At 55.9% G+C, this 24052-nt stretch carries 13 protein-coding genes and 1 pseudogene; 9 read left to right on the forward strand and 5 right to left on the reverse strand.

Annotated features, from left to right (window positions below):
• Positions 1-5: 5 nt before the first annotated feature.
• Positions 6-2291, reverse strand: coding sequence for a class 1a ribonucleoside-diphosphate reductase subunit alpha (gene nrdA / locus H7R56_RS08065; RefSeq protein ID WP_106924350.1), 2286 nt, complete (start codon positions 2289-2291; stop codon positions 6-8).
• Positions 2292-2761: 470 nt separating this feature from the next.
• The gene (gene ubiG / locus H7R56_RS08070) at positions 2762-3490 is read right to left on the reverse strand and encodes a bifunctional 2-polyprenyl-6-hydroxyphenol methylase/3-demethylubiquinol 3-O-methyltransferase UbiG (RefSeq protein ID WP_106924351.1); all 729 of its coding nucleotides are present in this window, start codon (positions 3488-3490) and stop codon (positions 2762-2764) included.
• A 161-nt stretch (positions 3491-3651) separates the two neighbouring features.
• On the opposite strand from ubiG, the gene gyrA reads away from it, so the two are divergent.
• Together gyrA and rcsC are read left to right on the forward strand one after the other, a co-directional pair.
• On the forward strand, positions 3652-6288 hold the full coding sequence (gyrA, locus tag H7R56_RS08075; RefSeq protein ID WP_182928572.1) for a DNA topoisomerase (ATP-hydrolyzing) subunit A: 2637 nt from the start codon (positions 3652-3654) through the stop codon (positions 6286-6288).
• A 125-nt stretch (positions 6289-6413) separates the two neighbouring features.
• The gene (gene rcsC / locus H7R56_RS08080) at positions 6414-9260 is read left to right on the forward strand and encodes a two-component system sensor histidine kinase RcsC (RefSeq protein WP_182928573.1); all 2847 of its coding nucleotides are present in this window, start codon (positions 6414-6416) and stop codon (positions 9258-9260) included.
• Between the two features lie 101 nt (positions 9261-9361).
• Here the strand turns inward: rcsC and rcsB are convergent, their stop codons facing one another.
• Both rcsB and rcsD read right to left on the reverse strand, forming a co-directional pair.
• Positions 9362-10012, reverse strand: coding sequence for a response regulator transcription factor RcsB (rcsB, locus tag H7R56_RS08085; RefSeq protein ID WP_064544005.1), 651 nt, complete (start codon positions 10010-10012; stop codon positions 9362-9364).
• A gap of 15 nt (positions 10013-10027) precedes the next feature.
• On the reverse strand, positions 10028-12703 hold the full coding sequence (rcsD, locus tag H7R56_RS08090; protein ID WP_106924354.1) for a phosphotransferase RcsD: 2676 nt from the start codon (positions 12701-12703) through the stop codon (positions 10028-10030).
• Between the two features lie 835 nt (positions 12704-13538).
• On the opposite strand from rcsD, the pseudogene H7R56_RS08095 reads away from it, so the two are divergent.
• From H7R56_RS08095 to mgtE, 6 genes and pseudogenes are all read left to right on the forward strand, one after another.
• Positions 13539-14708, forward strand: a pseudogene (locus H7R56_RS08095) (porin OmpC).
• A gap of 102 nt (positions 14709-14810) precedes the next feature.
• Complete coding sequence (gene apbE / locus H7R56_RS08100; RefSeq protein WP_106924358.1) at positions 14811-15863, forward strand: FAD:protein FMN transferase ApbE; 1053 nt, start codon at positions 14811-14813, stop codon at positions 15861-15863.
• A gap of 73 nt (positions 15864-15936) precedes the next feature.
• Entirely contained in the window at positions 15937-17004 is a 1068-nt protein-coding gene (gene ada / locus H7R56_RS08105; RefSeq protein WP_106924359.1) for a bifunctional DNA-binding transcriptional regulator/O6-methylguanine-DNA methyltransferase Ada, read from the forward strand.
• Positions 16998-17639: a DNA oxidative demethylase AlkB gene (gene alkB, locus H7R56_RS08110; RefSeq protein WP_106924360.1), complete on the forward strand. Its 642-nt coding sequence runs from the start codon at positions 16998-17000 to the stop codon at positions 17637-17639. The genes ada and alkB overlap by 7 nt, the downstream gene beginning before the upstream one ends.
• A gap of 84 nt (positions 17640-17723) precedes the next feature.
• Positions 17724-19367 (forward strand): multidrug ABC transporter permease/ATP-binding protein, encoded by a 1644-nt coding sequence (locus H7R56_RS08115; protein WP_106924361.1) that lies wholly within the window; start codon positions 17724-17726, stop codon positions 19365-19367.
• 129 nt (positions 19368-19496) lie between these two features.
• Positions 19497-20933, forward strand: coding sequence for a magnesium transporter (gene mgtE / locus H7R56_RS08120; RefSeq protein ID WP_106924362.1), 1437 nt, complete (start codon positions 19497-19499; stop codon positions 20931-20933).
• Here the strand turns inward: mgtE and H7R56_RS08125 are convergent.
• Complete coding sequence (locus H7R56_RS08125; RefSeq protein ID WP_182928681.1) at positions 20896-22056, reverse strand: SulP family inorganic anion transporter; 1161 nt, start codon at positions 22054-22056, stop codon at positions 20896-20898. The genes mgtE and H7R56_RS08125 overlap by 38 nt on opposite strands.
• Positions 22057-22386: 330 nt before the next feature.
• Here H7R56_RS08125 and mqo point away from each other — a divergent pair, with 330 nt between their 5' ends.
• Complete coding sequence (gene mqo / locus H7R56_RS08130; protein ID WP_106924364.1) at positions 22387-24039, forward strand: malate dehydrogenase (quinone); 1653 nt, start codon at positions 22387-22389, stop codon at positions 24037-24039.
• Positions 24040-24052 lie beyond the last annotated feature (13 nt).

Below are 24052 nucleotides of genomic sequence, written 5' to 3' on the forward strand. Positions count from 1 at the left end.
CGTTATTAGATCTTACAGGCGCCGCTTTCGCAGCCGTCATCCTGAATGGACGGCACCAGGTCATCCTGAGCATCTTCCGCACCGTCGCGGGTGTTTTGATAGTACAGGGTTTTCACGCCAAACTTATAGGCCGTCAGCAGGTCTTTAAGCAGCTGCTGCATCGGTACTTTGCCTGACGGGAAGCGCGTCGGGTCATAGTTGGTGTTGGCGGAAATGGCCTGGTCGATAAACTTCTGCATAATCCCCACCAGCTGCAGATAGCCGTCGTTGTTCGGCATTTCCCACAGCAGCTCGTAGGCGTTACCCAGATGCTCGTAGTCCGGCACGACCTGGCGCAGAATACCGTCTTTCGACGCTTTGATGCTCACGTAGCCGCGCGGCGGTTCGATGCCGTTGGTGGCGTTGGAGATCTGCGAAGAGGTCTCGGACGGCATCAGTGCAGAGAGCGTAGAGTTACGCAGGCCGTGGGTCGTAATGGACTGACGCAGCGCTTCCCAGTCGAGGTGCAGCGGTTCGTTGGTAATCGCATCCAGGTCTTTCTTATAGGTATCGATCGGCAGAATACCCTGCGCATAGGTGGTTTCGTTGAACCACGGGCAGGCGCCTTGTTCTTTCGCCAGCTCGTTAGAGGCCTTCAGCAGGTAGTACTGAATGGCTTCGAAAGTCTGGTGCGTCAGGTTGTTAGCGCTGCCATCGGAGTAACGTTTACCGTTTTTCGCCAGCCAGTAGGCGTAGTTGATAACGCCAATGCCAAGCGTACGACGACCCATCGCACCGCGCTCTGCGGCTTTGATCGGGTAGTCCTGGTAGTCGAGCAGGGCGTCCAGCGCGCGCACTGCCAGTATTGCCAGCTCTTCCAGCTCGTCGAGGCTGTTGATGGCCCCCAGGTTGAACGCGGACAGCGTACACAGCGCGATTTCGCCGTTTTCGTCGTTCACGTCGTCCAGCGGTTTGGTCGGCAGCGCGATTTCCAGGCACAGGTTAGACTGGCGCACCGGCGCAATAGCCGGATCGAACGGGCTGTGGGTGTTGCAATGGTCAACGTTCTGGATGTAGATACGGCCGGTAGAGGCGCGTTCCTGCATCATCAGCGAGAAAAGCTCGACCGCTTTAACGCGCTGTTTGCGGATGCTGTCGTCGTTTTCATATTGTACGTACAGGCGCTCAAACTCGTCCTGGTCGGCAAAGAATGCATCATACAGCCCCGGGACGTCGGATGGGCTGAACAGCGTGATGTCGCCACCTTTCAACAGTCGGGTGTACATCAGTTTGTTGATCTGTACGCCGTAGTCCATGTGACGCACGCGGTTACCTTCGACGCCGCGGTTGTTTTTCAGGACCAGCAGGCTTTCGACTTCCAGGTGCCACATTGGGTAGAACAGGGTGGCCGCACCACCGCGTACGCCGCCCTGAGAGCAGGATTTTACCGCCGTCTGGAAGTGCTTATAGAACGGAATACAGCCGGTGTGGAACGCTTCACCGCCGCGAATCGGGCTACCCAGTGCACGAATGCGACCGGCGTTGATACCGATACCGGCGCGCTGGGAAACGTATTTCACAATCGCGCTGGAGGTGGCGTTAATGGAATCCAGGCTGTCGCCGCACTCGATCAGGACGCAGGAGCTGAACTGACGGGTCGGGGTACGTACGCCGGACATAATCGGCGTAGGCAGAGAAATCTTGAACGTGGAAACCGCATCGTAGAAGCGCTTCACGTAGCTCAGGCGGGTTTCACGCGGGTAGTTGGAGAACAGGCAGGCCGCGACCAGAATATACAGGAACTGCGCGCTCTCGTAGATTTCGCCGGTCACACGGTTCTGTACCAGGTATTTACCTTCAAGCTGCTTAACTGCCGCGTAGGAGAAGGTCATGTCACGGTCGTGAACGATAAACGAGTCCATCTGCTTGAACTCTTCTTCCGTATAGTCTTCCAGCAGATGATTGTCGTATTTACCCAGATTGACCATGTGTTTGACGTGGTCGAACAGCGCCGGCGGCTCGAACTGGCCGTAGGCTTTTTTACGCAGGTGGAATACCGCCAGGCGTGCGGCCAGGTACTGGTAGTCTGGTGCTTCGCGGGAGATCAGATCTGCGGCTGCTTTGATAATCGTTTCATGAATATCAGATGTTTTAATTCCGTCGTAGAACTGGATGTGTGAACGCAGCTCGACCTGAGAAATCGAGACGTTATGCAGCCCTTCCGCTGCCCAATCCAGCACGCGATGAATTTTGTCGAGGTTAATGCGCTCTGTGCGGCCGTCACGCTTCGTCACCAGCAGACTCTGATTCATGTGATTGTTACCTGTCCGTGAAAAGGAAAATATCCCCTGATTTATCCACAATGCCGGTTGTAGTAAAACCTGTGGATAAATACTACATGTAGGGGTTCGTTGATTAATTAAACGCTATATGGTGAGTATTCTAGTCTGGATTCTTTTGAGTACAAGGGTTGATTTTGACGTTAAATTGAGGTTGATAAAGGGTGAAAAACGCGAAGTCCACGGCGCATAAGGGCTGGCGGGGATGTCAATAATGCGCAAAAAAAAATGAAAATTTGATCGAGTGCTGATTTCTTCGGCGAAGGGAAAAATTGCGCTATATGATGCAGCGCAATTTTGCCGCAGTGGCAATACCAATGATTGGTAGGGCCGATAGGTTTGCAGGCCTGATAAGCGAAGCGCCATCAGGCGTTGAACGTCGGCGCTGCGCCGGATGGCGGCGCTGCGCCTTATCCGGCCTGCGGGCCAGCGTCATCAGCGGCTTACTCGCTTTTGGCGGTAGTGTGCAGCATATAGTTAACATCAACGCCCGGTGCCAGCTTGAAGCTATTGGTTATCGGGTTGTAGTGCAGGCCAATCATATGGCGCTCTTTGAGCACGGTCCGATCAACCCAACTGAGCAGTTCGGCAGGCTTGATGAATTTTTTCACGTCGTGCGTACCTTTGGGCACCATGCGCAGAATGTATTCCGCGCCGACCACCGCCATCAGCCAGGATTTACCGTTGCGGTTGAGCGTGGAGAAGAAGACCTGGCCGCCGGGTTTGACCAACCGGGCGCAGGCTTTTACCACCGACTGTGGGTCCGGGACGTGTTCCAGCATTTCCATGCAGGTGACGACGTCATATTGCCCGGCGTGCTTCGCTGCGTGTTCTTCTACTGTCTCCTGTACGTATTCGACCTGAATACCGGTTTCCAGCGCGTGGAGTTTCGCCACCTGTAACGGCTCAAAGCCCATATCCAGGCCGGTCACCGTGGCACCTTCGCGGGCCATGCTTTCTGCCAGGATGCCTCCGCCGCAGCCAACGTCCAGCACTTTCTTACCGAACAGGCCGCCGGAACGTTCGGCGATGTAGCCTAAGCGCAGCGGGTTAATGCGGTGCAGGGGCTTAAATTCCCCTTCCAGATCCCACCAGCGTGATGCGACGGCCTCGAATTTGGCGATTTCTTCGTGGTCAACGTTATGCGCTACCGCAGCTTTTTCGGCATTCATGGGTGTTCCTGCTCCTTATTTCATTATTGCCTGCGAGTATATCAGTACCGACGCGCGAATAAAGCGTCCGGCAGGTGCTAATGGGTTTACCTGTCTTTACGCTAATGTGTTATAATTTGCGACCTTTGAATCCGGGAATACAGTAGAGGGATAGCGGTTAGATGAGCGACCTTGCGAGAGAAATTACACCGGTCAACATTGAGGAAGAGCTTAAAAACTCTTATCTGGATTACGCGATGTCGGTCATTGTTGGCCGTGCGCTGCCGGATGTCCGAGATGGCCTGAAGCCGGTACACCGTCGCGTACTTTACGCCATGAACGTATTGGGCAATGACTGGAACAAAGCCTATAAAAAATCAGCCCGTGTCGTGGGTGACGTGATCGGTAAATACCACCCGCACGGCGACTCCGCGGTATATGACACCATTGTTCGTATGGCCCAGCCGTTCTCGCTGCGCTACATGCTGGTGGACGGCCAGGGGAACTTCGGTTCCATCGACGGCGACTCCGCGGCGGCAATGCGTTACACGGAAATCCGTCTGGCGAAAATCGCTCATGAGCTGATGGCCGATCTCGAAAAAGAGACGGTAGACTTTGTGGACAACTATGACGGTACGGAAAAAATTCCAGACGTCATGCCGACCAAAATTCCTAACCTGCTGGTCAACGGTTCTTCCGGTATTGCCGTAGGTATGGCAACCAACATTCCGCCGCATAACCTGACGGAAGTGATCAACGGCTGTCTGGCGTATGTCGACAACGAAGACATCACCATCGAAGGCCTGATGGAACACATTCCTGGCCCGGATTTCCCGACTGCCGCCATCATCAACGGCCGCCGCGGGATTGAAGAAGCCTATCGCACCGGCCGCGGTAAAGTGTATATCCGCGCGCGCGCGGAAGTGGAAGCCGACGCCAAAACCGGTCGTGAAACCATCATCGTGCACGAAATTCCGTATCAGGTGAACAAAGCGCGCCTGATCGAGAAAATCGCCGAGCTGGTCAAAGACAAACGCGTTGAAGGCATCAGCGCGCTGCGCGACGAGTCTGATAAAGACGGGATGCGCATCGTGATTGAAGTGAAACGCGACGCGGTGGGCGAAGTGGTTCTCAACAACCTCTACTCCCAGACTCAGCTGCAGGTTTCCTTCGGTATCAACATGGTTGCGCTGCACCATGGTCAGCCGAAGATCATGAACCTGAAAGATATTATTGCCGCGTTCGTGCGTCACCGTCGTGAAGTGGTGACTCGCCGTACCATTTTCGAACTGCGTAAAGCGCGCGATCGTGCGCACATTCTGGAAGCGCTGGCGGTTGCGCTGGCGAATATCGACCCGATCATTGAACTGATCCGTCGTGCTCCGACCCCGGCTGAAGCGAAAGCGGGCCTGGTGGCGCAGCCGTGGGAACTGGGCAACGTCGCGGCGATGCTGGAACGTGCGGGCGACGACGCCGCGCGTCCGGAATGGCTGGAACCTGAGTTTGGCGTTCGCGACGGTAAATACTACCTGACTGAACAGCAGGCGCAGGCGATTCTGGATCTGCGTTTGCAGAAACTGACCGGCCTTGAGCATGAAAAACTGCTCGACGAATACAAAGAGCTGCTGGAACAGATTGCTGAACTGCTGCATATTCTGGGCAGCGCCGAGCGTCTGATGGAAGTGATCCGCGAAGAGCTGGGGCTGATTCGCGAACAGTTCGGCGACGCCCGCCGTACCGAAATCACCGCCAACAGTGCCGACATTAATATCGAAGACCTGATTAGCCAGGAAGATGTTGTTGTGACCTTGTCTCACCAGGGTTACGTCAAATATCAGCCGTTAACCGATTACGAAGCTCAGCGTCGTGGCGGTAAAGGTAAGTCAGCAGCGCGTATTAAAGAAGAAGACTTTATTGACCGTCTGCTGGTGGCCAACACCCATGACACCATCCTGTGCTTCTCCAGCCGGGGCCGTCTGTACTGGATGAAGGTTTATCAGTTGCCGGAAGCCAGCCGCGGCGCGCGTGGCCGTCCGATCGTCAACCTGCTGCCGCTGGAAGCGAACGAACGTATCACCGCCATCCTGCCGGTACGCGAGTACGAAGAGGGCGTGAACGTCTTTATGGCAACCGCCAGCGGTACCGTGAAGAAAACGGCGCTGACCGAGTTCAGCCGTCCGCGTTCCGCCGGTATTATCGCGGTGAACCTGAACGAAGGCGACGAACTGATTGGCGTAGACCTGACCGCAGGTAAAGATGAAGTCATGCTGTTCTCCGCCGCCGGTAAAGTGGTGCGCTTTAAAGAAGATGCCGTTCGCGCCATGGGTCGTACTGCGACCGGCGTACGCGGTATCAAGCTGGCGGAAAACGACAGCGTGGTATCGCTGATTATTCCGCGCGGCGAAGGTGCAATCCTGACCGTCACTCAGAACGGCTACGGTAAACGTACCGCTGCTGAAGAGTATCCGACCAAGTCGCGTGCGACGCAGGGCGTTATCTCTATCAAAGTCACCGAGCGTAACGGCTCCGTGGTGGGCGCGGTACAGGTCGACGACTGTGACCAGATCATGATGATCACCGACGCGGGTACGCTGGTGCGTACCCGCGTGTCGGAAGTCAGCGTGGTCGGGCGTAACACCCAGGGCGTTATCCTCATCCGTACAGCGGAAGATGAAAACGTGGTGGGCCTGCAGCGCGTGGCCGAGCCGGTTGACGACGAAGAGCTGGACGCTATCGACGGTAGCGTGGCGGAAGGTGATGATGAAATCGCGCCGGAAACCGACAGCGAAGATGATGTCGCGGACGACGCTGACGAGTAATCGTCAAATATCGTAGTGAAAGGGCCGGTGAATACCGGCCCTTTTTTCATTAACATTGCGGCAAAGGCCTTTTCCCGCTACCTTAACCACATCCTGTTAGCCATTGACGGCGGAGTTTCGCCAACTTGAAATATCTTGTCTCCTTCCGCACAACGCTGAAAGTCTCACGCTACCTGTTTCGGGCTCTGGCGCTGCTGCTTTGGCTGCTTATCGCGCTGATTTCCGTGTTCTACATCGTGAATGCTCTGCATCAGAAAGAGTCGGAAATTCGTCAGGAATTTAACCTTAACTCCGATCAGGCGCAGCGCTACTTTCAGCGAACCTCCGATGTTATTAAGGAGCTGAAGTACATTGCGGAAAACCGCTTAACCGCCGCCAACGGCGTCATGCCGGCCGGCGCATTAAAAGACACTTCTGACGTACCGGACTTTGAACCGCTGTTCTCCGATTCTGACTGTGGCGCGCTCGACACCACCTGGCGCGGGCCGCTGGAGTCGCTGGCCTGGTTCCTGCGCTACTGGCGCGAAAATTTCTCGGCCGCCTATGATCTTAACCGCGTGTTCCTGGTGGGCAGCGATAATCTTTGCATGGCCAATTTTGGCCTGCGCGAAATGCCGGTTGAGCGCACCGAAGCGCTGAAAGAGCTGCACCAGCGGATTGTTGATTACCGTAATGCGCCGCAGGACGATCGCGGCGGCAACTTGTTTTGGGTGGGACAGGGGCCGCGCCAGAGCGTGGGCTATTTCTATGCGCTGACCCCGGTCTATCTGGCTAATCGTCTGCAGGCGCTGCTGGGCGTGGAACAAACGATTCGCGCGGAAAACTTCTTTACCCCAGGCAGTATGCCGATGGGGGTGTCTATTCTGGATGAAAACGGTAATACGCTGATCTCACTGGCCGGGCCGGACAGCCGTCTGCGCATCAGCGCGCGGGGGATGCAGGAGCGTCTGTGGTTTGGTTACACCGCAGGCTACCGTGAACTGGTGCTGAAAAAGACGCTGGCGCCGTCGTCGCTGAGCATCGTTTATTCGGTGCCGCTGGACGCCGTGCTGGAGCGTATTCGTATTCTGGTGCTCAACGCGCTGTTGCTGAACGTACTCACCGGCATTGCGCTGTTTACCATGGCGCGGATGTACGAGCGGCGTATCTTCTTACCCGCGGAGTCCGACGCGCTGCGCCTGGAAGAGCACGAACAGTTTAACCGCAAGATTGTCGCCTCGGCGCCGGTGGGAATTTGTATTCTTCGCACCCAGGACGGTACGAATATCCTCAGTAATGAGCTGGCGCATAACTATCTGAACATGCTGACCCACGAAGACCGTCAGCGGCTCACGCAGATCATCTGCGGTCAACAGGTCAACTTCGTTGATGTGCTGACCAGCAACAATACCAACCTGCAAATCAGCTTTGTGCATTCGCGCTATCGTAATGAAAACGTGGCGATCTGCGTGCTGGTGGACGTGAGTTCCCGCGTCAAAATGGAAGAGTCGCTGCAGGAGATGGCGCAGGCGGCCGAGCAGGCCAGCCAGTCAAAATCGATGTTCCTGGCGACGGTCAGCCATGAGCTGCGCACGCCGCTGTACGGGATTATCGGTAACCTCGATCTGCTGCAAACCAAAGAGCTGCCGAAGGGGGTCGACCGTCTGGTGACGGCGATGAACAACTCCTCCGGCCTGCTGCTGAAGATCATCAGCGACATTCTCGACTTCTCGAAGATTGAATCCGAACAGCTGAAAATTGAGCCGCGCGAGTTCTCGCCTAAAGAGGTGATGAACCATATTACCGCCAACTACCTACCGCTGGTGGTCAGAAAGCAGCTCGGGATGTACTGCTTTATCGAACCAGACGTGCCGATGAAGCTGATGGGCGATCCGATGCGCCTTCAGCAGGTTATTTCTAACCTGCTCAGCAACGCGATTAAGTTCACCGACATCGGCTGCATCGTATTGCACCTGAAGCGGGAAGGGTACTACCTGAGCATCAGCATTCGTGATACCGGCGTGGGCATTCCGGGTAAAGAGGTGGTGCGCCTGTTTGACCCGTTCTTCCAGGTCGGTACCGGCGTGCAGCGTAATTTCCAGGGCACGGGGCTGGGGCTGGCGATTTGTGAAAAGCTGGTCAATATGATGGATGGCGACATCGCCGTTGATACCGAGCCGGGCATGGGTAGCCAGTTTACGCTGCGCATTCCGCTGTACGGTGAACAGCCGCAGATGCCGCTCGAGATTGACGGGCTGGCGAAGATCCGCTGCTGGCTGGCGGTGCGCAACGCCTCGCTTGCCGACTTTATTCATACGCTGCTCTCTTTCCACGGTATCGACGTGCGCAATTATGGCGGCGAGACGCCGGGGCCGGACGATCTGCTGATCGCCGATGATACCCTGTCGCAGCCTTGGGCTGGCCGGGCGGCGGTCGTCTTCTGCCGCCGGCATATCGGTATTCCGCAGGAATTCGAGCCCGGGCAGTGGGTGCACAGTATTGTGTCGCCGCATGAGTTGATGACCCTGCTGGGCCGTATTTATCGCGTGAAGGTAGAAACCGGCGACGCGGCTGAGCTGCAGGCGGCGCATGAAGCGCCGGCGGACAGCAACGACGATATGATGATCCTGGTCGTCGACGATCATCCGATCTACCGCCGTCTGTTGGCCGATCAGCTGGGATCGTTGGGCTATCAATGCAAAACCGCTAATGATGGCGTCGACGCGCTGAACGTGCTGAGCAAGAACCACATTGATATCGTGCTGAGCGATGTGAACATGCCGAATATGGACGGCTACCGTCTGACGCAGCGCATCCGCCAGCTGGGGCTGACCCTGCCGGTGGTGGGCGTGACGGCGAATGCGCTGGCCGAAGAGAAGCAGCGCTGCCTGGAGTCGGGCATGGACAGCTGTCTGTCGAAGCCGGTTACGCTGGATGTGCTCAAACAGACATTAACGGTTTATGCCGCAAGGGTGCGTAAAGCGCGGGAATAGGCCGGATAAGGCAACGCCGCCATCCGGCGCTGGGTGCAGGTTTGCCCGATGGCGCTGCGCTTATCGGGCCTACGGAATGCAGGCCCGATGTGCAGCAATGCTTAGTCTTTGTCTGACGGCGACAGCGTCACGGAGGAGAGGTAGTTCAGCAGCGCGATGTCGTTTTCCACGCCCAGTTTCATCATCGCCGATTTTTTCTGGCTGCTGATGGTTTTGATGCTGCGGTTCAGCTTCTTGGCAATCTCGGTCACCAGGAAACCTTCAGCGAACAGGCGCAGTACTTCGCTCTCTTTTGGCGACAGACGTTTGTCACCGTAGCCGCCGGCGCTGATTTTCTCCAGCAGGCGAGAGACGCTTTCCGGGGTGAATTTTTTGCCTTTCTGCAGCGCAGCCAGCGCCTTAGGCAGATCGGTCGGCGCGCCCTGTTTCAGCACGATCCCTTCGATATCGAGATCCAGCACGGCGCTGAGAATCGCCGGGTTGTTATTCATGGTCAGTACGATAATCGCCAGCCCTGGGAAATGGCGCTTAATATACTTAATTAACGTAATACCATCGCCGTACTTGTCTCCAGGCATGGAGAGATCGGTAATCAGTACGTGGGCATCAAGTTTGGGTAAATTGTTAATTAGCGCGGTGGAGTCTTCAAATTCACCGACAACATTTACCCATTCAATCTGTTCCAGAGATTTACGAATCCCGAACAGCACAATCGGATGGTCATCGGCAATAATTACGTTCATATTGTTCATGTAAAGGCTACCTTGCTACAGCAAGCTCTTGACGTAGGCGTCAATGTCGCTGATGTATTTTTCTATGCTGGATGCATCTTTCTCTCGAATAAGATGTTCAAGCGTTTCACATAACTGCTTGCCAGGTACCAGATTTAGCATGGCAAACACACCCTTAAGGCGGTGAGCTGTCTGTGCCAGTGCAGCAAAGTCCTTTGCCGCAGATTCAGTATACAGCCTGCTAACATCTTCCGGTACCGTATCAACAAACAGCGCATAATAACCGCTGGCGTGAAGCTCAGCGTTTTCATCGCCCCCCAACGGCGACTCCGTGACTTCTTCCTGCGCCAGCTGTTCTTCAATCAGCTGGAGCACGGCATCCTGCATGGCGTTACTCATATTAAAGTTAACGCGCAGCTGGCCGGGGCCAATTTTACGAACTCCGGCTTCATCATCGCTTAAAAGCAAGCCGGAAGCAGTAAGATTAGACGGATTATCCGTTAAAAACAGATCAAATTCTTGACTTGTTGCACGCTCGTCGGGGCTGATGCAGGTTGCCCCCCAGCTTTCCAGCTGGCGAGTCACGATGTTGCGGATTTCATTGGAGGTGATATCAATCATCGCCACAACGTCGTCGAGCAGCTGCTCTTCTGACTCGGCATCTTCTTCGCGTACCGCCATTTTCACGTGCAGCGTGTAGCGGGTGCCCAGCGATTCCCGCGCTTTAATGTTTAAGTGCCCGCCCAGCTTGCGTGCCAGCTGATCGCACAGCCAGAAGGTGAGGGCGTTAGCCTTCCCGTAGCGGTCCGACTGCGTGTCGTTGAGATACGGGAAATGCAGGTTGTCTATTTCGCCGTGCGACACGCCGTTACCGGTGTCGAGGATGCGGAAGGTTAAACGCTCTTCCGCCGACTCATCGGCGCTCACTTCAAGGGTAATTTTGCCGATTTGCGTAGTGGTGACGGCATACTGAATCAGCAGCAGAAGGATGCGGCGCAGCGCGTCGCGGTCGCCGTGGCGCTGTTCTTTGGCCGGGACCTGGTTGTTGATAAGCAGCTGTAGCCCTTTGCGTTTGATCGAGGGCAGCACTTCCGGCACCACTTCATCAATCAGCTCTTGCAGTGAGAACTGCGAGGAGGTGCCTTTCCAGCTGTCGTTTTCCAGCATGTTCGCCAGCTGGATTTCATCCACCAGGCGCACCAGAAGATCGGCATGGTTGGCCAGCTTCTGGCTGTCCGGCGTGTCGATGCGGCTGGCTTCATTGGCCAGCGCCTTAATCGGCTGCTTCAGCGTATCGCTGATGTTCTGCATAAATGCCGCGCGGCCCTGCTGGTTTTTCTCGTACAGGCGCTGCGCCTGCTTGAGTTTTTTATTCACCAGAATTTCACGATCCTGGTCGCGAATGATGAATATCTGCGTGCGCGGCGAAACCTGGCTGCGGAACTGGCGAATTTCATACAGTTCGTTGTTGATGGTGGCCTGAATGACGCCTTGATGCTGGTCCGCCATGCTGGTGATGTTCTGCAAGTTGAGGTGCGGCAGCAGGTGGTCGGCAATTTTATTGCTGATTATTGTACGGTTAGACTCCTGGTCGTGCACCAGCAGCCCCAGCGGTAATAGTGAAACAATCTCTTCATTAATGGCCCTGAGCACCCGTAATTCGTTGTTGGTGCCGCTGGAGGGCATGCTGCTGGCGCTGCCGCGCGTCGGCAGGTTACGGAAGGTGGAGTAGCCAAACAACGCCAGCGCCAGCAGGCCGATATTCAGCAGCAGCGGCAGCATGATGTTCTGGAAGGTGTCCAGCAGCAGCGTGCCGAACGGCACCTGCCACACCAGGCGCATGCCGGTGGAGTTCAGCGCTGAGGTGATCTCAATGCGCGAGCTATTAAAGTTGATGGCCACGCTGTCGCTGGGATCTTTATCCTGGCTGCGCTGGGCGTTCTGTGCCGGGTCCGGCTCCAGGCGGAAGCTGTCCAGCGACATGGTTGGCGGCACCAGGTCGTTAATCGGCAGGTCGAAGGCGACGACGGTCGCCAGATGCCCCGGCTGGTTAAAGGTGGTGCGCAGGGTGAAGTAGCGGCCGTTCTGCCATGCCAGTCGGCGCAGGGTTGAGAAAGTCTCTCGTTCGTCCAGCGTGTTGGCCTGCTGGAGCATCTCGGCGCGTCGTGAATCGACGATACTGCCGACGGTCGACTCCTTAAAACCGGAGGAGAGATCTTTGAGTGGCAGCGTTGAAATCAGGATCAGGCTGTTGTCCTGGCCGTTAAGGTAGTACATGGACCACGGTACGTTTTCCGCGCCCCATAGGGTATCCAGATAGGTTGACATGCGCTGGGTGATATCGAGCGTTGCGCTGTCATGAGAGCCGAAAATCAGCGCCTCGGTTTTACGTCTTGGCTTCTCAAGGTAATAGACGTCCTGCTTGAGGCGGGTCTCCTGTAAACCTTCGGCCGGCGTGGCGCTGGTGCTGGCGGCGGCGATATTGTCGTAGATTTGCCAGGTCGTGTAGCGCCAGGTCTCAATTCGTTTATGGACCGCATGCGTCATATCAACAATCTGATAGCTCTTATCTTTTAGCCACGCGTTGACCGCGCTTTGAATCATCACGCCCATCGTCACCAGCAGGACAATGATCATAAGAAGGAAGAAACGGGTGATGCTCCCTGGGAGCAGGGAAAATTTCGTCGGGCTCATCTTGTCGGACTGACTCATTGGCGTGTGTAACCCATCATAACGGCATCTGAATGAGGATATGCTCAAGCTTATAGCGCATTGAGGCGTGTAAACCCTGCTTTGTTCTGCTGGCAGTATATACAAAAAATCTGCCTGGATGCATCAACGCGGCAAAATCGTCGTGGGGAGAGGGGCCTGGCGCTGAGCCAGAAAAATATCAACGGTATTATTCCGCCGATGGGAAAATTCAATATTGTGCGGAATGTGTACAAACAGGCCGTTATTGTACAATTATTTACCAAACATTAAGAAAAATAGCACTAATTAACAAGATATTAATTTTCATCGGTAGGCGATATTGTTTTTTTTGATGCGAATCGATTAGTTAATAGTCGTTACAATTTAGGCGAGGTAGCACAGTTTGATTCAGTTTGTGTAAAGAAGGGTAAAAAAAACCGGATGCGAAGCATCCGGTTGAAATAGGGGTAAACAGACATTCAGAACTGAATGACGGTAATAAATAAAGTTAATGATGATAGCGCTGACTATTTTAGTTGTGGGTGAAGGTTTTGTTTTACCATTCAGTGCTATAACTTTGATGATTTTCAACTCATTGATTTAATGTATATTTCTGTTTGCTTTTTGATTTTTAGTGCTATTTTTCCTGGCTTTTTGTGCTTGTAAAAGTTCCGTAAGTTTTACATTTTGAAACATCTATATGGATAAATGAAACATTTCAAGGGTTTTCGTATCATATTCTTATTGGATTATTCCTGTTTTTACAGCACAATGGGTCTGCCGACTGATTAATGAGGGTTAATCAGTAAGCAGTGGCATATATAAAGGCATATATATATAACAGAGGGTTAATAACATGAAAGTTAAAGTACTGTCCCTCCTGGTACCGGCTCTGCTGGTAGCGGGCGCAGCAAATGCGGCTGAAATTTATAACAAAGATGGCAACAAATTAGATCTGTACGGTAAAGTCGATGGCCTGCACTACTTCTCCAGCGACAACGGTTCTGACGGCGACCAATCCTACGTTCGTCTGGGCTTCAAAGGCGAAACTCAGGTTAACGACCAGCTGACCGGTTACGGCCAGTGGGAATACAACGTTCAGGCGAACAACACTGAAGGTTCTTCTGACCAGGCCAGGACCCGTGTAGGCTTCGCGGGTATCCGTGTTGCTGACGCTGGTTCTTTCGACTACGGTCGTAACTACGGCGTTGTTTACGACGTGACCTCCTGGACCGACGTTCTGCCGGAATTCGGCGGCGACACCTACGGTTCTGACAACTTCATGCAATTCCGTGCGAACGGCGTTGCAACCTACCGTAACACCGACTTCTTCGGTCTGGTTGACGGTCTGAACTTTGCTCTGCAGTATCAGGGTAAAAACGGCAGCGTATCAGGTGAAGGCGCAACGGCTAACGGTCGTCAGGCTCTGAAACAGAACGGCGACGGTTTCGGCGGTTCTATCACTTATGATATCGGTGCAGGCTTCAGCGTTGGTGGTGCAATCTCCTCCTCCAAACGTACTACTGAGCAGAACACCAGCACCTTCAACACCACCGATGCTGCTGGTAACGTGACTAGCACCAGCAAAATCTACGGTAGCGGCGATCGCGCTGAAACCTACTCTGCTGGCCTGAAATATGACGCGAACAACGTCTATCTGGCAACGTAGTACACCCAGACCTACAACGCAACTCGTTTCGGTGGTTCCCCGAACGCTGGCGTTTACGGTTTTGCTGACAAAGCACAGAACTTTGAAGTGGTTGCACAGTACCAGTTCGACTTCGGTCTGCGTCCGTCCATTGCTTACCTGCAGTCTAAAGGTAAAAACATCAATAACGGCGTAGTGAACTACGGTGACCAGGATCTGCTGAAATACATCGACCTGGGCGCGACTTACTACTTCAACAAAAACATGTCCACCTACGTTGACTACAAAATCAACCTGCTGGACAAAAACGACTTCACTCAGTCAGCCGGTATCTCTACCGACAACGTTGTTGCACTGGGTATGGTTTACCAGTTCTAATACTGATAACACCGTTGCATAAGGGGCCTTTGGCCCCTTTTTTTATGCCTGAACACCACAAATTAGTGTACTCTTGCGCCGATTGCAGGAGGGTAATAACGGATGGAAATGACTTTTTTACGCATGGCGCTATTGAGCGTCGCAATAGTACTGACGGGCTGCGATAACGCCAGCGAGCCGGCTGCGCCAAAAGTGACGGCGACCGTACTGGAAGGGAAAACCATGGGCACCTTCTGGCGGGTGAGCGTGGTGGGGATTGATAAAGACCGGGCCGAAGCGCTGCGCAACAAGGTGCAGACGCAGCTGGACGGCGATGACCGTCTGTTGTCGACCTGGAAGAACGACTCGGCGCTGATGCGCTTCAACCACTCGCAGAGCACGACGCCGTGGCCGGTGAGCGAAGCCATGGCCGATATCGTGACGGAATCACTGCGTATCGGGCGTAAAACCGCTGGCGCAATGGATATCACCGTTGGCCCGCTGGTCAACCTCTGGGGCTTTGGTCCGGATAAACAGCCGGTGAGTACGCCGACCCAGACGCAGATTGACGCCGCTAAAGCGCGCACCGGGCTGGACAAACTGACGGTGATCAACCGCGCGGATCGGCAGTATTTACAAAAATCGATCCCGGATCTGTACGTCGATCTCTCTACCGTAGGCGAGGGTTACGCCGCCGATCATCTGGCGCGCCTGATGGCGGAAGAAGGCATCTCGCGTTATCTGGTCTCCGTTGGTGGGGCGCTGGTGAGCCGTGGGATGAACGGCGACGGTCAGCCGTGGCGCGTGGCTATTCAGAAACCGACCGACCGTGAGAACGCGGTCCAGGCGATCGTCGATATTAACGGCCACGGTATCAGCACCTCCGGAAGCTACCGCAACTATTACGAGCTTGACGGCCAGCGGATCTCACACGTAATCGACCCGCAAACCGGGCGGCCGATTACTCACAAGCTGGTGTCCGTCACCGTGATCGCGCCGACCGCGCTGGAAGCCGATGGCTGGGATACTGGCCTGATGGTGCTGGGTACCGAAAAGGCCCAGCAGGTGGTGCGCGAGCAGGGGCTGGCTGTGTATATGATTATGAAAGAAGGCGACGGTTTCACCACCTGGATGTCACCACAGTTCCGCGCTTTCCTGGTCAGCGGCAAAAATTAAAAAGCAAGATTGCGGGTTTTTTAATGCCTCCTTTCTGGCACGGTGACGATTACACTAAGAGGAGGAGCCCGCAATGACTATTCATTCTCTCTATACCGACGAGGCGCGCTGGCAGGCGGTTCTCGATCGCGATGTTCAGGCCGACGGTCAGTTCGTGTTTGCCGTACTGACCACCGGTATCTTTTGCCGTCCGTCCTGCCGCGCGCGCCATGCGCTGCGCCAGAACGTACGTTTCTATCGCGACGCCAGCGCCGCGCTGGCGGGCGGCTTCCGCCCCTGCAAACGCTGCCAGCCCGACCGCCTTTCTCCTGAACAGCAAAATATAGCCAAAGTGGCCCGCGCCTGTCGGCTGCTGGAGCAGGACAGCCCGGTCACGCTTGAGGCGCTGGCACAGGCTGTGGCGGTTAGCCCATACCACTTTCATCGCTTATTTAAGTCCATAACCGGTCTGACGCCAAAAGCCTGGCAGCAGGCCTGGCGGGCGAACCGGCTGCGCGAGGCCCTGCGTGAGGGGGAGCCGGTCACGCAGGCGGTGCTGGCCGCAGGGTTTCCGTCAAGCAGCAGTTACTATCGCCATGCCGATGCACTGCTGGGAATGACGGCGCGCGCGCGACGTCAGGGTGGCAAAGCGGCGCAGATTCACTATACCGTCGGTGAGTGTTCACTGGGGCGCTGCCTGGTCGCGCTGAGCGAGCGCGGCGTGTGCGCCGTACTGCTTGGCGATGATGATGCCGGGCTGCTGGCCGAACTACAGCACAGTTTTCCTGCCGCCGAGCTGCTGGAGGGCGATGCGCTGGTCAGCGAGCAAACCCGTGCCGTGATTGCCAGCCTTGAGCCTCATGCTGCGGCGCTCAACCTGCCGCTGGATATTCGCGGCACCGCGTTTCAGCAGCAGGTCTGGCAGGCGCTGCGCGCGATTCCTGCCGGTGAAACCCGAAGCTACCAGCAGGTAGCGGCCGCTATCGGCAGGCCCAAAGCGGTGCGTGCGGTTGCCAGCGCCTGTGCGGCCAATCGGCTGGCCATTCTGGTGCCCTGTCACCGGGTCGTTCGCGGCGACGGCAGTCTGTCAGGCTACCGCTGGGGGGCGACGCGCAAAGCCCGGCTGTTGCAGCGGGAAAAAGCTGAGGAGGGGGAATGTTAGATTTATTTGCCGAAGAGACGCCATGGTCAGAGCCGCTGGCACCCGGCGCGATGATTGTGCGTCGGCTGGCGCGCGAGCACAGCACGGTATTGTTAGCTGCGATTGAACAGGTGGCCGCCGTCTCGCCGTTTCGCCATATGGTGACGCCGGGCGGTTACACCATGTCGGTGGCGATGACTAACTGCGGGCCGCTAGGCTGGAGCACCGATCGCCATGGCTACTGTTATGCGTCGGTCGATCCGCTCAGCGGCCGATCCTGGCCGGCGATGCCCGCGTGCTTTCGCCAGCTTGCACAGGCGGCGGCGGAACGCGCCGGTTACCGAGGCTTTGACCCGGACGCTTGCCTGATTAACCGCTATCAGCCGGGGGCCAAATTGTCGCTGCACCAGGATAAAGACGAAGCGCGCCTGGATGCACCGATCGTCTCGGTCTCGCTTGGGCTGCCCGCCGTGTTTCAGTTTGGCGGCTTACGGCGCAGCGATCCGCTGCGACGGGTGCTGCTCGAGCACGGTGACGTGGTGGTGTGGGGCGGTGAATCACGGCTGTTCTATCACGCGATTCTGCCGCTGAAAGAAGGTTGTCATCCGCAGGTTGGACCGTGGCGCTATAACCTGACCTTCCGCCGCGCCGCATGATAACGAATAAAAATAAGAATTATTCTTGATGTGGTAGCTCAGCAGTTTACACTGCAGGCTGTTTTGATTGCTCTGGTTGCTGTTATGGAACTTCTGTTACTTGTCTGGCGTCAGTATCGCTGGCCCTTTATCGGCGTTATCGCCCTGAGCCTGCTGAGCGCCGCACTCGGTATCGGGCTTATCGCCTTCATCAACGTACGTCTGATTGAGACGGTCGACACGACGCTCGCCGTACTGCCAGAATTTCTCGGCCTGCTGTTGCTGCTGATGGCGGTCACCCTGGGCTCGCAGCTCGCGCTGACGACCCTGGGCCACCATTTTGTCTATCGCCTGCGCCGCGAGTTTATCAAACGGATCCTCGACACGCAGGTCGAGCGCGTAGAGAAGCTCGGCAGCGCCTCGCTGCTGGCAGGCCTGACCAGCGATATCCGTGCCATCACCATTGCCTTTGTGCGCCTGCCGGAGCTGGTGCAGGGCATTATCCTGACCGTTGGCTCGGCGGCCTACCTGGCCATGCTGTCGACGAAAATGCTGCTGATCACCGCGCTGTGGATGGCGCTGACCATCTGGGGCGGCTTCATGCTGGTGGCGCGGGTGTATCGCCATATGGCGACGCTGCGCGAAACCGAAGACCGGCTGTATAACGATTATCAGACGGTGCTGGAAGGGCGCAAAGAGCTGACCCTCAATCGTGAACGCGCGGAGTACGTGTTTGAGAAAAAATTCACGCCGAATGCTCAGGACTATCGTCATCATATTGTGCGCGCCGACACGTTCCACCTGAGCGCTGTTAACTGGTCGAACATTATGATGCTGGGCGCCATTGGCCTGGTGTTCTGGATGGCGAACAGTCTCGGCTGGGCCGATACCAACGTCGCTGCCACTTATTCACTGACGCTGCTGTTCCTGCGCACGCCGCTGTTGTCGGCGGTGGGGGCGTTGCCTACGCTGCTGAGCGCACAGGTGGCCTTTAACAAGCTGAATAAGTTCGCGCTGGCGCCGTTCAGGGAGTCCTTCCCGCAGCCCACGGCCCACCCGAACTGGCAGACGCTAGAACTGCGTGACGTCACTTTCCACTATGAAGACAACACGTTTGCGGTGGGTCCGCTGAATCTGACGCTCAAGCGCGGTGAGCTGGTGTTCTTGATTGGTGGTAACGGCAGCGGCAAGTCGACGCTGGCGATGCTGTTGACCGGACTTTATCAGCCGGTGTCCGGGCAGATCCTGCTGGACGGCCAGCCGCTGGCGGCCGATAAACCGGAAGACTACCGGAAGCTGTTCTCGGCGGTATTCACCGACGTCTGGCTGTTTGATCAACTGCTGGGGCCGGAAGGCCAGGTTGCCGATCCGGCGCTGGTCGATAAATGGCTGGCTCAGCTGCAGATGACACATAAAGTGGCGCTGGAAGGCGGGCGCATTCTTGACCTGAAGCTGTCCAAAGGACAGAAGAAACGCGTGGCGCTGCTGCTGGCGCTGGCGGAAGAGCGCGACATCATTATGCTTGATGAATGGGCCGCCGATCAGGATCCGCATTTCCGCCGCGAGTTCTATCAGGTATTGCTGCCGTTAATGCAGCAGATGGGGAAAACGATTTTCGCCATCAGCCACGACGACCATTACTTTATTCACGCCGACCGGTTGCTGGAAATGCGCAACGGTCAGCTCAGTGAGCTGGTCGGCGAGGAGCGCGAGCGGGCTTCCCGCGACGCGGTGGCTCGTACCGCCTGATTTTTTTAACCGTTCTGCCGCTTTTTTCAGCGTCCGAACGGCCCGTTTAAACTTTTTTACATCTCTGCGCGCTATGCTTAATTCGCCCGGCGATCCGTCCGGGCGATGTCCCACGAATAAGGATTATTCATGCCACTGTTGAAAAAGAACAGCGCCCGTTTGCGTGATGAAGAGCGTCAGCGCCTGATTTGGCTGTTAACCACCGATAAAGCCGTCACTTCCGCGCTGCTGGGCAAGCTGACGCTTGCAGAGCAGTACGATGAAGGCACGCTGGCTGACGACCTGGCGGAAGTCGGCGCGCTGGTGGCGCATCTGCCGCCGCCGGATCTTGCCGATACGCTGGAAGCGCTGCCGTCCGAAGAACGCCATGCGCTGTGGAATATGGTCGAAGATGACCGCCGCGGGAAAGTGCTGCTGGAAGCATCGGAGAACGTCTGGGACGACCTCATTGAAGATATGAGCGACCGGGCGTTGCTCGATGCACTGCAAACGCTGGATATTGACGAACAAATCTACCTGGTGCAGCACCTGCCGCGTGACCTGACCGGACGTCTGCTGGCGTCGATGTCGCCAGCGGAACGCGCGCGTGTGCATCAGGTAATGAACTATGCCCACGACCAGGTGGGGTCAATTATGGAGTTCGAGGTGATCACTATTCGCCCGGACGTCACGTTGGCCTCGGTACAGCGCTTCCTGCGTCGGTTGGGCAAAATGCCGGAAAACACCGATAAACTGTTCGTCGTGCAGCGCGATCAGACCCTGATTGGCGAGCTGGAGCTGAAAACAATTTTGCTCAACTCGGCCGATAAACACGTTCACGAGGTGATGGAGCCCGATCCGGTGGCTTTTCACCCGGAAGAAAAATCGGAAATTGTTGCCCGTACCTTCGAACGTGACAACCTGATCAGCGCCGCGGTCATTGATACCCATGGCAAGCTGATGGGGCGTCTGACCATCGATGAGATCGTTGACGTCGTGTATGAGGAAACCGACAGCGACCTGCGTCGAATGGGCGGTCTGAGCAGCGAGGAAGATGTCTTTGCGCCAGTGACCAAAGCGGTAAAAACCCGCTGGGCGTGGCTGGCGATTAACCTGTGTACGGCGTTTATTGCCTCGCGGGTGATTGACGGTTTTGAACACACCATTTCTCAGCTGGTGGCGCTGGCGTCGTTGATGCCGATTGTTGCTGGGATAGGCGGTAATACCGGTAACCAGACCATCACAATGATCGTTCGTGCATTGGCCCTTCAGCATATTCAGCCGGGGAACTTTTCGTTTCTGATCCTGCGTGAAATGGGAGTCGCGCTGATTAACGGTATCGTCTGGGGCGGCATTATGGGCACCGTCACCTGGCTGTTGTACGACGATCTGGCGCTCGGCGGCGTGATGACGCTGGCGATGATCCTTAACCTGCTGGTGGCCTCAATCATGGGGGTGTTGATCCCGATGATCATGGCGAAGCTCGGGCGCGACCCGGCGGTCGGCTCGAGCGTGATGATTACCGCCATCACCGATACCGGCGGGTTCTTTATTTTTCTGGGGCTGGCGACGGTGTTTCTGCTTTAAGCTTCGCCCGCTGTTTCAGGCGTGCGGGCACCAGCACCATCATTATAATACCGGCCAGCACGCCAATGGCCAGGTTTCCGGTACTGACCATCGCCGCGACGGTCACCAGCATCACCAGCGTTTCCGGCCACGGCGTCCGCTTCAGCGACGCCGGCTGGAGGCTTGGCCAGTTGAACGTCTTAAATGCCACAATCACCATAATGCCAGCCAGCACCGACATCGGTATTTTTGCCATCACTTCGCTGAGCGCGGTGACCAGCAGCAACAGCACCAGCGCCGCCGCAACGGTGGACATTCGGCTGCGGGCTCTCCCCATTTCAACGTTAACGATGGTCTGACCGATCATGGCGCAGCCGGCAATACCGCCGTAGCAGCCGGCCAGGATATTAGCGATGCCCAGACCGGCGCTTTCCCGCGTTTTGTTTGACGGTGTCGCGCTGAGATCGTCCACCAGTTTAGCGGTCAGCAGCGATTCCATCAGCCCGACGAAAGCGATGCTCAGGGCGCAGGGCCAGATAATTTTCAGGGTGTTGAGGTCCAACGGTACCTGCCACTGAGTCAGACCCGGCAGGCCGCCGCTCATTGAGCCTTCATCACCGACGGTTGGCAGGATTTGCCCGCTGGTGACGGTAAACAGAGTCAGCAGCGCGATGGCGACCAGTGGGGAAGGGATGCTTTTCATCACGCGCGGTAGCCACAGGACGATAAGCATCGTGGCGGCAAACAGCGCAACGATAAGCGGATTCCGACTCCAGAAGTGCGGAACCTGAGCAAAAAAGATCAGAATGCCCAGCGCATTCACGAAGCCGGTCATCACCGCATGCGGGATAAAACGCATCAGCTTCGCCATACCGCAAAGGGCAAATAAAATTTGAATGATGCCAGCCAGCAGCACCGCCGGTAGAATGTACGCCACGCCGTGCGCATGCACCATCGGGCCGATCACCAGCGCCACTGAGCCCGCGGCAGCAGTGACCATCGCCGGGCGGCCGCCGAGAAACGACATACTCAGGCACAGGACGACCGAGGCTATCAGGCTGACCTTGGGGTCAACGCCGGCAATGACCGAAAACGAGATCACTTCAGGAATTAATGCCAGCGCGGTGATGACGCCAGCGAGCACTTCGCGCGTAAACAGCGACGGTGAGCGCAGAACGCTCAGGGATGAGGTGTTTGACATAGGGTGTTCGCAGGTTATCGATGGCCGGTTTTCTATAAGCCACAGCTTGCGTGCGTACCATCACAAAGGGGAGAATAATACCGCTTCCCGTCACATTCTACTAGTACCAAATCTCATTTTTTGTACACATTTATTAAACATTTTAATAACAGATCTCAAAACTCAACTTAAATTTTAAACAATATTTAAATTTACTCGCCCTGGTGGTAACGTAACTGTACGGATGTTTTTACCTGCGTGTAACAACTCGAAAGTCAAGTAAGGCCCCCTACGATGAAAAAAAACATAGCTGTACCCAACTCACAGAAATCGGGTACCGAGAAGACTTCTGTGGCGAATAAGGCGAAGACTCGTGCGGTGCATGAGACAGATGTATTGCTGATCGGTGGCGGAATTATGAGCGCTACGCTGGGTACATGGCTGGAGGAACTGGAGCCAGACTGGTCGATTACCATGGTTGAGCAGATGGAGAGCGTGGCGGAAGAGAGCTCAAACGGCTGGAACAACGCCGGAACCGGGCATTCGGCGCTGATGGAACTCAACTATACCCCACAAAAAGCGGACGGCTCCGTCAGCATCGAAAAAGCCATTGATATCAACGAAGCCTTCCAGATCTCGCGTCAATTCTGGGCCCACCAGGTGACGCGAGGCGTGCTGACGCAGCCGAAAAGTTTTATTAATACCGTGCCGCACATGAGCTTTGTGTGGGGCGATGACAACGTTAATTTCCTGCGCGCCCGCTATCGCGCGCTGCAGAAGAGCCCGCTGTTTAACGGCATGCGCTATTCCGAAGACCACGAGCAGATCAAGGCGTGGGCTCCGCTGGTGATGGAAGGACGCGATCCGCAGCAGAAAATTGCGGCGACTCGTACCGAAGCCGGCACTGACGTCAACTATGGCGAAATTACCCGCCAGCTGATCAACGCACTGAAAAAGCGCGATCGCTTTTCCCTACAGCTGAACACCGTGGTGCGTCGTTTCCGTCGTAACGCCGATAACAGCTGGAGCGTGACGGTATCTGATGCCAACAATAGCCATGAGAAACGCACCATTAAGGCGAAGTTTATCTTTATTGGTGCGGGCGGTGCTGCGTTGAAACTGCTGCAGCAGACCAAAATTCCACAGGCCAAAGAGTACGCGGGTTTCCCGGTTGGCGGCCAGTTCCTGGTGTGCGAAAACCCGGACGTGGTGAACCATCACCTGGCGAAAGTTTATGGTCAGGCTGATGTTGGTGCGCCGCCAATGTCGGTGCCGCACATTGATACCCGTATTATTGATGGTAAGCGCGTGGTGTTGTTTGGGCCATTCGCGACCTTCTCAACGCGTTTTCTGAAAAATGGATCGCTGTGGGACCTGCTGGCCTCGACCAATAAATCCAACATTCTGCCGATGCTTAACGTCGGGCTGGATAACTTCGATCTGGTTAAATATCTGGTCAGCCAGGTGCTACAGAAAGATAAGGACCGCCATGCGGCGCTGCGTGCCTACTATCCGATGGCGAAAAAACAGGACTGGCGCCTGTGGCAGGCGGGCCAGCGTGTGCAGATAATCAAACGTGACGCGCGGATTGGCGGCGTGCTGCGTCTGGGGACTGAAGTTGTCAGCGACGATGAAGGGACCGTTGCCGCACTGCTCGGCGCATCGCCGGGGGCGTCGACCGCTGCGCCGATAATGCTTGAGCTGATGGAAAAAGTGTTTAAGGATAAAATGCAGACCGCAGAGTGGCAGACGAAGATTCGCCAGGTTGTGCCAACCTATGGCTCAACGTTAACTGAGAATCCGCATCTGATTGATAAAACGCTGGCCTATACCAGTGAAGTGCTGGGCCTGCGTCATGAAGGCGTTCGCGAGGCGGATCCTGTCCCGGCCGTTCAGACCGCGCCGAAGGCGGTACCGGTGAAAGAGATTGCGGATATTGCGCTGTAAGGTATGAACATGA

This window comes from Klebsiella sp. WP3-W18-ESBL-02 (assembly GCF_014168815.1).
GTDB lineage: Bacteria > Pseudomonadota > Gammaproteobacteria > Enterobacterales > Enterobacteriaceae > Kluyvera > Kluyvera ascorbata_B.

Excerpts from the sequence above, each read along its gene's own strand:
- nrdA (WP_106924350.1), bottom strand. The coding sequence starts at position 2,291 with ATGAATCAGAGTCTGCTGGTGACGAAGCGTGACGGCCGCACAGAGCGC.
- ubiG (WP_106924351.1), bottom strand. The coding sequence starts at position 3,490 with ATGAATGCCGAAAAAGCTGCGGTAGCGCATAACGTTGACCACGAAGAA.
- gyrA (WP_182928572.1), top strand. The coding sequence starts at position 3,652 with ATGAGCGACCTTGCGAGAGAAATTACACCGGTCAACATTGAGGAAGAG.
- rcsB (WP_064544005.1), bottom strand. The coding sequence starts at position 10,012 with ATGAACAATATGAACGTAATTATTGCCGATGACCATCCGATTGTGCTG.
- rcsD (WP_106924354.1), bottom strand. The coding sequence starts at position 12,703 with ATGAGTCAGTCCGACAAGATGAGCCCGACGAAATTTTCCCTGCTCCCA.
- apbE (WP_106924358.1), top strand. The coding sequence starts at position 14,811 with ATGGAAATGACTTTTTTACGCATGGCGCTATTGAGCGTCGCAATAGTA.
- ada (WP_106924359.1), top strand. The coding sequence starts at position 15,937 with ATGACTATTCATTCTCTCTATACCGACGAGGCGCGCTGGCAGGCGGTT.
- alkB (WP_106924360.1), top strand. The coding sequence starts at position 16,998 with ATGTTAGATTTATTTGCCGAAGAGACGCCATGGTCAGAGCCGCTGGCA.
- H7R56_RS08115 (WP_106924361.1), top strand. The coding sequence starts at position 17,724 with ATGGAACTTCTGTTACTTGTCTGGCGTCAGTATCGCTGGCCCTTTATC.
- mgtE (WP_106924362.1), top strand. The coding sequence starts at position 19,497 with ATGCCACTGTTGAAAAAGAACAGCGCCCGTTTGCGTGATGAAGAGCGT.
- mqo (WP_106924364.1), top strand. The coding sequence starts at position 22,387 with ATGAAAAAAAACATAGCTGTACCCAACTCACAGAAATCGGGTACCGAG.